The organism is Stutzerimonas stutzeri (assembly GCF_000935215.1).
In the GTDB taxonomy this organism is placed as follows: Bacteria; Pseudomonadota; Gammaproteobacteria; order Pseudomonadales; family Pseudomonadaceae; genus Stutzerimonas.
The window spans coordinates 1-9,724 of sequence record NZ_JXXD01000055.1 but is presented as its reverse complement, the minus strand read 5'-3'; the positions used below and the strand labels follow the sequence as shown (position 1 = coordinate 9,724).

Annotated in this window: 8 protein-coding genes and 3 pseudogenes; 1 reads left to right on the top strand and 10 read right to left on the bottom strand. The window is 65.6% G+C overall.

Annotated features, from left to right (window positions below; genetic code table 11):
• The 9 genes and pseudogenes from LO50_RS07590 to LO50_RS25565 form a co-directional block, all read right to left on the bottom strand.
• Nucleotides 1–291 (bottom strand): annotated as a pseudogene (locus tag LO50_RS07590) (hypothetical protein); the annotation flags it as partial.
• A gap of 12 nt (nt 292–303) precedes the next feature.
• Nucleotides 304–1,419: an ABC transporter permease gene (locus LO50_RS07585; RefSeq protein WP_044314607.1), complete on the bottom strand. Its 1,116-nt coding sequence runs from the start codon at nt 1,417–1,419 to the stop codon at nt 304–306.
• A gap of 5 nt (nt 1,420–1,424) precedes the next feature.
• Entirely contained in the window at nt 1,425–2,567 is a 1,143-nt protein-coding gene (locus tag LO50_RS07580; RefSeq protein ID WP_044314606.1) for an ABC transporter permease, read from the bottom strand.
• The gene (locus LO50_RS25690; RefSeq protein WP_425521996.1) at nt 2,564–3,412 is read right to left on the bottom strand and encodes an ABC transporter ATP-binding protein; all 849 of its coding nucleotides are present in this window, start codon (nt 3,410–3,412) and stop codon (nt 2,564–2,566) included. Before LO50_RS25690 ends, LO50_RS07580 begins: the two co-directional genes overlap by 4 nt.
• A 420-nt stretch (nt 3,413–3,832) precedes the next feature.
• Nucleotides 3,833–4,255 (bottom strand): annotated as a pseudogene (locus tag LO50_RS25685) (ABC transporter ATP-binding protein); the annotation flags it as partial.
• Between the two features lie 83 nt (nt 4,256–4,338).
• Nucleotides 4,339–5,337: an HlyD family secretion protein gene (locus LO50_RS07570; RefSeq protein WP_044314605.1), complete on the bottom strand. Its 999-nt coding sequence runs from the start codon at nt 5,335–5,337 to the stop codon at nt 4,339–4,341.
• 110 nt (nt 5,338–5,447) lie between these two features.
• Nucleotides 5,448–6,461 (bottom strand): annotated as a pseudogene (locus tag LO50_RS07565) (lipid A deacylase LpxR family protein).
• A gap of 101 nt (nt 6,462–6,562) precedes the next feature.
• Complete coding sequence (locus LO50_RS07560) at nt 6,563–6,895, bottom strand: universal stress protein (protein WP_269078972.1); 333 nt, start codon at nt 6,893–6,895, stop codon at nt 6,563–6,565.
• Nucleotides 6,867–7,037: a universal stress protein gene (locus tag LO50_RS25565; protein ID WP_269078971.1), complete on the bottom strand. Its 171-nt coding sequence runs from the start codon at nt 7,035–7,037 to the stop codon at nt 6,867–6,869. The genes LO50_RS07560 and LO50_RS25565 overlap by 29 nt, the downstream gene beginning before the upstream one ends.
• A gap of 133 nt (nt 7,038–7,170) precedes the next feature.
• Here LO50_RS25565 and LO50_RS07555 point away from each other — a divergent pair, with 133 nt between their 5' ends.
• Nucleotides 7,171–7,845: a TetR/AcrR family transcriptional regulator gene (locus tag LO50_RS07555; protein WP_044314604.1), complete on the top strand. Its 675-nt coding sequence runs from the start codon at nt 7,171–7,173 to the stop codon at nt 7,843–7,845.
• 110 nt (nt 7,846–7,955) lie between these two features.
• Here the strand turns inward: LO50_RS07555 and LO50_RS07550 are convergent.
• Nucleotides 7,956–9,724 (bottom strand): relaxase/mobilization nuclease and DUF3363 domain-containing protein (locus tag LO50_RS07550; protein ID WP_044314609.1); only part of this gene is annotated, 1,769 nt, incomplete at its 5' end.

Below are 9,724 nucleotides of genomic sequence, written 5' to 3'. Positions count from 1 at the left end.
GAAGCGCAGCGCGGCGGTGTGCAGGTCGGGGCTGGCATCGGAAGCGCGCCGCTGCAACGCATCGAGCGTTGCGTCGTTGAATGCCTGCCACCACTGGGCCGGCAATGCCTGAGTGGCTTCGGTCGGAATGCGTAGCGACGCATCACCGCTGCGCCAACTCGTCCAATCGTCCGGTGCGGCGGGCGTGGGCTTGACGAAATCCGGGCGAACGGCGCAACCGGCGAGTGCGGCGGCAAGTGCACCGGCGAGCAGGCGGGGGACGAGACGATTGGAACAGCGCGGTGCGTGCATGACGATACTCGATCAGGAAAGGCGATTGCGGAACAGCCACGCCGCCAACGGCAGCGAGATGGCGCCCATCACCAGCAAGGGAATGAAGTCGCGCCAGATATCGAGGAAACCGGCGCCTTCCAGATACACCCGGCGCACGATGCTCATGCCGAAGCGCAGCGGGTTGACGTAGGTGGCGATCTGTAGAACTTCCGGCATGTTCTTCACCGGCGTGAGCAGGCCGGAGAGCAGCATCAGCGGCATGATTAGCAGGAAGGTGTAGAGCATCGCCTGCTGCATGCTCAGCGACACCGCCGACACCGACAGGCCGACGCCGACTGCGGCGATGTTGAAGGTGAGCAGCCCTGCGTACAGCAGCCACACCGAGCCGTTCATTGGGATCTGGAACCAGAACAGGATGACCAGGAAGATGATGGTCGATTGCAGCAGGCCGACCAGAATCGCTGGGATCGCCTTGCCGATCAGGATCTGGAAGGGCGTCAGCGGCGTGACCAGCAACTGGTCGAAGGTGCCTTGCTCGCGTTCGCGCGCCACCGACAGCGCCGCGATCAGCAAGGTCTGCAACATGCTCAGCGTGCCGATCAGCCCCGGCATCATGTTCCAGCGCGATTCCAGGTTGGGGTTGAACCAGGCGCGGCGCTCGATACGGACGCCGGATGCGCCGCCGCCCAGCGAGGCGTTGTAGCTGGCGACGATAGAGCCGACGTAAGCAGACGCCGAACCGGCGGTGGAGGAATTGCGCCCGTCCAGGATCACCTGCAAGGGCGCGCTCTGCCCGGCATTCAGGCGCTGCTGAAAATCGGCGGGGATGCTCAACACCATCAGCGCATCGTTGCCGTCGATCATTCCTGCGATCTGCGAGGAGTTGGTCAGGGTGGCGGCGCGGTGGAACACGCCGGTTCCGTCCAGCCGTGCCAGTAATTCAGCTGACGCTTGGCCACGGCTCTGGTCAAGCACCGCGTAGGGCACGTTGGTGAGGTCGTAGGTGGCGCCATAGCCGAACAGGAGCGCCTGCATCAGTGCTGGAGCAAACAGCATGGCGCGGTTGGCAGGGTCTTTGACCAAGGCGAGGATTTCCTTGCGGATCAGCGCGCCGATCTGGGCCAGGGTGGCGAAAAAGGCATGCATCGCAGTCACCTCAAGGTCTTGCGCAACGTGCGCTGCGTGGCGAACATCAACACCAACGCATACAGAGCGAGAATGCCGCAATTCAGGAAGATCACCGGCCAGTTGTTGCCGGCCATGAACAGGGTCTTGATCAACGCCATGAAGTGCGTGGCCGGCAGCAGTTGGCTGATGACCTGGATCACCACCGGCACGTTGCGCAGGTCGAACACGAAGCCGGAGAGCATCATCGCCGGCATGAAGCTGGCCAGCAGTGCCATCTGGCTGGCCTGGAACTGGTTGCGGGTGACCCCGGAGATCCACAGCCCGAGCAGCAGCGACACCATCAGGTACAGCAGGCCAGCGATGACGATGACGACCAGCGAGCCGCGCATCGGCACGTGGAACAGGAAGTGCGCGGCCAGCAGGCACAGACCCAAGTCGATCACTCCGACCACCATGTACGGCGCGATCTTCGACAGCACGATCTCCATCGGCCGCACCGGGGTGACGAACAGCGATTCCAGCGTGCCGCGCTCCCATTCGCGCGCGATCAGCAGCGAGGTCAGGAAGCCGCCGATCAGGGTCAGCACCAGCACGATCAGGCCGGGGATCAGGAACCAGCGGCTTTCGCCGGCCTCGTTGAACCACATCCGCTGCACGACCTCAACGTTGCCGATGCCGGCGGGCTTGTTGCCGGCGCGATCCGCCTGTTGCTGCGCCCATGAACCTATCGCGCCGCTCACATAGCCTTCGATGGTCTGCGCCGAGCTGGAATCCACGCCGTTGAGCAGCAACTGGATGCGCGCATCGCCGGCGTTCAAGCGGCGCGAGAAATCCATCGGCACTCGGACGATGCCATCCACCGTGCCGACCATCATCAAGCGTTCGGCCTCGGCCATGTCGGCGGCAAAAACCGACGCGATATACGGCGAGCCTTGCAGGCCATCGACCAGTTCGCGCGCGGTCGGCGAGCGGTCTTCCATCACCACTGCAACCGGCGCGTTCTTCACGTCGAACGACAAACCATAGCCAAACAGCAGGATCAACGCGACCGGCAACAGCAGGCCGACCGCAAGGTTGCTCTTGTCTCGCAGCATCTGCCGCACTTCCTTGCGCAGCAGGGCGGTGAAGCGGCGCAGAAACCCGCTTTGTGTGTCGTGCGTGCTCACGCCGCCACTCCTTCGGCCGCCTTCGCTCGGCCTTGCTCGACGATGGCGATGAACGCGCTGTTCATGTCGCCGCCGGCGTCGCCGGCTTGCTCGCGTACCTGTATCGGCGTGCCCAGCGCCAGCATCCTGCCCGCGTCCTGGATCGCGATGCGGTCGCAGTATTCGGCCTCCTCCATGAAGTGGGTGGTGATGATGATGGTGGTGCCGCCCTGCGCCAGGGCGGTGATGGTGCGCCAGAACGCGCGCCGCGCCAGCGGGTCGATGCCGCTGGTCGGCTCATCGAGGAACAGGATCTCCGGTTGGTGCAGCAGGCCGGCGGCCATCGCCAGGCGCTGCTTGTAGCCGCCGGGCAACTGGCCGCTGAGCGCCTTCGGTTCCAGCGCGAACTGCTCGATGATCGCGTCCACCCGCGCGTCTCGGGCCTTGCCGCGCAGGCCGTAGGCGCCGCCGAAGAACTCCAGGTTCTCGCGCACGCTCAGGTTGCCGTACAGCGCGAACTTCTGCGACACGTAGCCGATGCGCGCGCGTGCCTTGGCGCGGGCATGGCGCAAGTTCAGGCCGGCCACTTCCAGATGGCCGCTGGTCGCCGGCAGCAGGCCGCACAACATGCGGAAGGTCGTGGTCTTGCCGGCCCCGTTGGGGCCGAGCAGGCCGAAGATTTCTCCGCGTGCGACCTCGAACGAGGTGCTGGCCACGGCGGTGAAATCGCCGAACTTGCGCACCAGGTCGCGCACCACGATCACGGGTTTTCCGTCATCGCGCGGCGCATCGACGTTCGCTTCCTGCGGTGTCGTGGCTTGTGGCGAAGCCGCTTCGTCGCCGTCCTGATGCTGGCGCAACAACATCATGAAGGCGTCTTCCAGTTCTTCCGTGCGCGATTGCGGGGGCGAACCATCGAGCAACGCGGCGATCTTTGCTTCGTCCGCATTCGGCTGGCGGATGAAACGCACTGCGCCGCCGCTGGGAACGGCATCGACAATCAACTCGCTGGCGTCGATCAGCCTGGCCTGCAAGTCGCGGGCTGGCGTGCCTGCGGCCGGCGGCGCAACGAAGGCCAGCCCGCGTGCGCGTTCGGCCAGCGTCTGCGGCGTGCCTTCGGCCAATACTTTGCCCAGGTTCATCACGAACACTTGCGCGCAGCGCTCGGCCTCGTCCATGTAGGCGGTGCTGACGATCACGCTGAGCTGTTCGTCCTCGACCAGTTGCTGCACGATCTTCCACAGTTCGCGCCGCGACAGCGGATCGACGCCGACGCTGGGTTCGTCCAGCAGCAGCAAGTCAGGCGAACGCACCAGGGTGCAGGCCAGGCCGAGCTTCTGCTTCATGCCGCCGGAGAGCTTGCCGGCGGGCCGGTCGGTGAAGCGCGCCAGGTCGGTCATGTCCAGCAGTCGGGCGAAGCGTTCGCGGCGCTGCTGCTGCGGCACGCCATGCAGGTCGGCGTAGAGGTCGAGGTTCTCCTGCACGCTCAGGTCTTCGTACAGGCCGAAGCGCTGCGGCATGTAGCTGATGCGATCCTGTACAGCCTGCGGGTCTTGCGCCACGTCGATCCCGAGCACCCGCAGGCTGCCGGCGTCGGGCTTCAACAGGCCGGCCATCATTCGCAGCAACGTGGTCTTGCCGGCGCCATCCGGGCCAACCAATGCTGTCAGCTCGCCTTGGCGCACCTGTAGCGACACGCCATCGACCGCGTGCAGCGGCCCGCCGCCCGGCGCCTCGAAGGTCTTGCGCAGGCTGTCGGCGACGACGCTGGCGCCGGCTGGCTCGGCTCGGCTCATTGCGTGTCGCCGCCCAATACGACAGTGGCAGGCTGGCCCAGGCGCAGCGCATCGTCCTCGTCCTCGACGACCACCCGCACCTCATAGACCAGGCTGGTGCGCAGTTCCTCGGTCTGTATCGCTTTCGGGGTGAACTCGGCGACCGAGGAGATATAGCCGACCTTGCCGGTGATGGGCCTGTCCGGTGCGCTGTCGGTGGTGACGCGCGCGGACTGGCCGGGCTTGACCTTGCCCAAATCCGGTTCATTCACATACACGCGCACCCACTTCGGCTGGGTGATCGCCAATGCGTACACCGGCTTCTGCGGGGTGGCCATGTCACCCGGTTCCAGCAGGCGCGAGCGCACCACGGCATCGGATGGCGCGATCAACTGGCCCTGAGAAATCTGATGCTGCAACAGTGCCAATTGCGCCTCGGAGGACTTCAGTTGCGCCTCGGCGGCGGCGATGTCTTCCTTGCGCGGGCCGATTTCTGTCAGGCGCAGCGCGTCGCGCTGTTGCGCCGCCTGCGCGTCGGCGACCTGCACGGCGGCACGGGCGCGATCCAGTTCCTGTGCGCTGACCCCACGGTTGTCGGTATTGGCGGCAATCCCCTGCAATCGCGCCAAGTCCTTGCGCGCACGCTCGGCATCGGCCTGTGCAGCGGCGTAGCTACTTCTCGCCTGCGCCAGTTCTTCGGGGCGCGAGCCGTTCTTCAGGCGCAACAGGTTCTGCTGCTGCACGCCGATCTGTGCCTGCGCCTGTTCGGCCTGCAAGGCCAGCGTTTGCGTGTCCAGCGTGGCCAACAGTTGACCCGCCTTCACCGCATCGCCTTCATCGACCTTCAATTCGGCCACGCGGCCACTGCCATCGAAAGCCAGCGACACCTGCCGGATGTCCACGTTGCCGTACAGCACCAGCGCGCCACCGTCGTCACGGTGGCTGAATTGCCACCAGGCCCAGGCCGCGAGAACCACGGCGGCAACGGCGGTAAGGAGGATGAGAGGCTTCTTCATGGGCGGTGTTCCGTGGTTTCAAGGGCGCTTCGGGTCATCAGCATACCCTAACATTAAATTAAGTTTAATGTTTGATTGCAAGCACATTCGCACTCACCCGCTTCCAGCGGTCAGAACCGCCGGCCGAGGGTCAAGGTGCCGTAGACCGGGATTTCCTTCTGGCCCCGGAACTCGCGCGTACGGTAGTAGCGCGCGAACGCAAGCCGCCAGTGACCGCGGTAGATCGCGACGCCATAGCCAATGTCGGCCACGAACGGACGCTTATCGACGCTATGGCTGGACTAGAAGGTGTTGCCGTCGAGGGTGATGTCGTGCAGCACCCAGCGGGCATCGGCGGCAACGAACAGGTGTCCGTTCCAGGCACTACCGGCAGCGACCTTCACCGGCGCGGTGTTCTCGCCGGCGGGCCGCAGCGGGGCGGTGCCGAAGTCGTCCGGCAGGCGCAGACCGAAACGCCACTCGCCACCGACATTGGCATAGGTTGCGAAATTGCCCAGGCTCGCGCCCCAATGGCGCGTGAAGTCCCAGCCCCAGCCACTCGCGCTTACGTTGCGCGCGAGCCGCTGGCGTCGCTCATGAATCAACTGCACGACCGGCTCGTCGCGCAACTGGTGGTTCCAGCCATTGAAGCGATCCACGTCGATGACGCCATGCCACCAGTCCTGCACTTCCTCGGCCCGCGAAGACGGCCCGACCACGCCGACGCGGATCTGCGACGTGCGAAGGGAGTCGCCGCGACGGGCGTTGTAGCCGAAACTCAGCATCAGCGCGCCGGCAAACGGACGGTCGTCCGCGATGAGATGGGAAGGTGCCTTGTCGGTCGGGGTATACATCATCTGTCCGATCCCGATCGTCATGTTCTGCTCGTCGAATCCGTCCGGTTGCAGCCAGGCCAGCCGCCGGTTCAGCCAGCGGGCAAGGTGCGGCAGACATGGATCGTTGGCGTAATCGACTAGGTTGGGCGATACCCAACTGGCCAAAAAGCCGTTCGAGTAGCCCTGATCCTGGCTTAGCCCCCCCGAACATATCGTTGTCGATGCGCAGGTTGATCGTGCCGGACGACAACAGCGGCGTCTTCCCGTCGGGGCAGGACTGCGCCTGTGCTGATGCGTTGGACACCACACACAGCAGACCAAACGCCGAGGTGATTGCGGCGGTGTATTGCACGAGGCGTCGAGAGCTGTTGCGCATCTTAGTCACGCAGGTTCGCGGCCTGTGCGGCTTGCTAGGTCGTTGCGCCCGCAGCGGCAGGCTGCGGATGGCGAACGAGCATGACGGGGGCCGGGGCGATGCGGGCGACCTGCTCGGCGTCGCTGCCGAGCAACAGCCGATCCACGCCGCGGCGACCGTGCGTGCCCAGGACGACCAGATCGCAGCGGAGGGCCTCGGCTTGCTGTGCGATGAGTTCCGATACCCGTTCGCCCTTGCTTTCCAGCAACACGGTCTGCACTGCCAAGCCATCCTGCCGCAACTGGCCGGCGGCTTCGTCCAGCAGCGTCTGGCCAGCAGCCAAGAAGCGTGGGCGTACCTCATGGATATAGACCGCTGGGGGGTTCAAAGCCGTTGCTGTGCTTCGTCTCCTCGACAATGTGCAGGAGGATGATGGTGGCACCACTCAGGCGTGCCAGGGCGGCAGCGTGCTCCAAGGCCAGGCGAGCGGTGGCGCTACCGTCCAGTGGAACTAGAGGTTTCGTATACATGGCGTCTCTGAAAGGGGGCGTACAAGGGGGTACATACCCGCCTGAAGTGCGAGCATAACCTAAATTTAAATTGAATTTAATATGAAATTCAAGCAAAATCGACCTGCCCCCGTCATTCGTAGGATGTTGATAGATGAGTAAAGTCGTTCGCGGAGTTCGCACGGATGGCGAAGCGACCCGCGCCCGAATCCTGGAGGCGGCGGGCGAACTGTTCGCCGCTGCTGGCTTCGCCGAGACCACCAACAAGGCCGTCGCGGCGAAAGCCGGCGTGGATCTGGCCTCGATCAACTACCACTTCGGCAGCCGTAATGGTCTCTACCAAGCGGTACTGGCCGAGGCGCACCGCCGGTTAATGGATCTGGCCGACCTACAGCAGCTCGCCCTAAGCCCCCTGCCTGCGACAGACAAGCTCAAGGTGCTGATCGACCATTTGGTGCAAAAGGCGGCGGTCGGTTCGGAGGGCTGGCACTTGACCGTCCTGGCGGCCGAGGTTCTTGCGCCGTCTTCCCATATCCAGGTGCTGTTCCAGTCCGAAGTGCCGATGAAAGCATCGCTGGTCGTGGGCATCCTCAGTGAGATCACCGGCATACCCGCCGATGATCCAGCACTGCTGCGATGCCTGCTCAGTGTCGCGGCACCTTGCTTGCTGTTGCAGATCGGTCGGCGCGGCATCCCCGGCCCCGTGCAAACGATTCTGCGAACGCCGCGCGAAGTGGTCGTGGAGCACCTGCACCGCTTCGCGATAGCAGGGTTGGAGGCAATCGGTCACGACCACGAACAGCGCATCCGTAGCCGTCGGAAGAAGTAGGCGGTCGGCAACGTCATCGCGGTGCCTCCTTCGCGCTAGCGTCGGCGATCTGAGTGTCGATGTTACGTGTTCAAGGCGATGCCGCAGTGGCGCCGATCACGCAATAGCGATTAAGTAACCGAAGGCCCCCTGTGTCGCCCAATCTCCCAGGACACTCCGCCGCCGCGCATCGTGGCGGCAAGCTGCTGGCCTAGGCGCTGCTCGATCACTGGCCGCCATGGCACTAGGCTGAACCCCATGCCGTCATCGAGCATGGCGTAGCGTCCGCTGGCGAGCATGATGCTGCGACGGTAGATGCCTGCTACACGCTGGCCGTCGGCCACCGGGTGATGCTCCAGGCCGGTTTCGGAGGCAATGTCTTTGGCGGCCTGCGTCAGTTCCCGGTTGCGCAGCGTGCCCAGCAGGTTGCGGGCAAGGATCACGCGCTGCCCGCGCCGCTCGGCTAGCCCCTGTTCGGCCAGGAAGTCGGCGCGCTGCTGCATCGCCTGTTTGGCCTCGCCGCCAAAGCCCAGGTCGCCCAGGCCCGAGCCGCCGCCGATCAACTGCTGGTCGAGCCAGGTGGCCCCGATCACGCGGGCCTGCCGCTCGATGGGCAGGTGCGATTTCAGTTCCACCGCCACGCCGCCCAGGCGCTGCGCGTCGTACTGGCGACCGCGCTCGGCCAGGTCGCCCGGCACCTTCCATAGCCCCTCGGCCACGCGCTCCACGATGCCGGCCCGGCGCAGGGTTTCGAGCCGGCGGATGTGGGCCGCGACGACTTCCTGCGGATCGCGGCCGGGCACGGCATGGCCTTGCGCGATGGCGAGGTGGTGATCGGTGCGGTACAGGCCATCGCTCGCCAGTGCGGTGATGTTCCTGTCGGCCGCGCGCACGTCGGCCGACCCCTTCACCTCCACCACGGCGCCAGTCGGGTAGTTCGCCAGCTCGTCGCGGGCGTTCAGCTCGACGTAGTGGGCCTTGCCGTCCACGCCGTCGATGACCAGATAGCCCCGGTCGCGCAGCTCGTCGGCCAGCCCCTTCGCGGCCACGCGGCCGAGAATGGTTCGGCCGCTTCCGTCGGCATCCTGGCCCGGCTCGAACACCGCCAGCTCGCGCGGCTCGCCGCGCATGGCCCGCTGCATGGTGCGGATGATGTCGCCACGCTCGCCCAGGGCGCGCAGGGTCTTTTCCGCGTCGGCATGGACGGCCCAGGTGCCGGGCTGCATTTCGTCGGCCAGGCCCAGGCGCTGCAAGCGTTGCAGCCGGCCGATCAGCAACAGGCGCTGGCGTTGCAGCCTCGGCTCGTTGAGCCGTTCGACATGCACCAGGCCATCGTCGCCCAGCTCGCGCTTGAGCGAGCGATCCAGGCTCGTCCACCGCTCCTGCTCCACCTCGCGCTGCAAGGTCTGCTGGATCTCCAGCTCGGTGCGTGGCCCCAACCATTCGGTCGCCAGCTCGGCGGCGCGATGGCGGAAGCCGTGCGCGATGTAGTCGCCCGCGATGATGAGGTCTTTGCCGGTGTCGTCACGCCCGCGCACGATCAGGTGAGTGTGCGGGTTGTCGGTGCTCCAGTGATCCACTGCCACCCAATCCAGCCGCGTGCCCAGGTCGGCTTCCATGCGGCTCACCAGATGCCGGGTGTAGGTGCGCAGGTCGTCCAGTTCGGCGCCGTCCTCGGGCGAGACGATGAAGCGGAAATGGTGCCTGTCGTCGGCGCAGCGTTCCTTGAAAGCGTCGAGGTCGGCGTCGTCGGCCCGCGGCCCGTAGGCCCGGCCCGGCTCGCCATCGCGGCCGGCGCCGTCGCGCTCGATGTAGCGCAGGTGCTTGGCGAGCGATTGCGGGCTGGCGTTGCGCTGATTGACCAGCAGCGTCTTGATGGTCACGCGCCGCGACATGGGCG

Coding starts and splice junctions, on each gene's coding strand:
- LO50_RS07555 (WP_044314604.1), top strand. CDS start 7,171: ATGAGTAAAGTCGTTCGCGGAGTTCGCACGGATGGCGAAGCGACCCGC.
- LO50_RS25565 (WP_269078971.1), bottom strand. CDS start 7,037: ATGTATACGAAACCTCTAGTTCCACTGGACGGTAGCGCCACCGCTCGC.
- LO50_RS07570 (WP_044314605.1), bottom strand. CDS start 5,337: ATGAAGAAGCCTCTCATCCTCCTTACCGCCGTTGCCGCCGTGGTTCTC.
- LO50_RS07585 (WP_044314607.1), bottom strand. CDS start 1,419: ATGCATGCCTTTTTCGCCACCCTGGCCCAGATCGGCGCGCTGATCCGC.
- LO50_RS25690 (WP_425521996.1), bottom strand. CDS start 3,412: ATGTTGTTGCGCCAGCATCAGGACGGCGACGAAGCGGCTTCGCCACAA.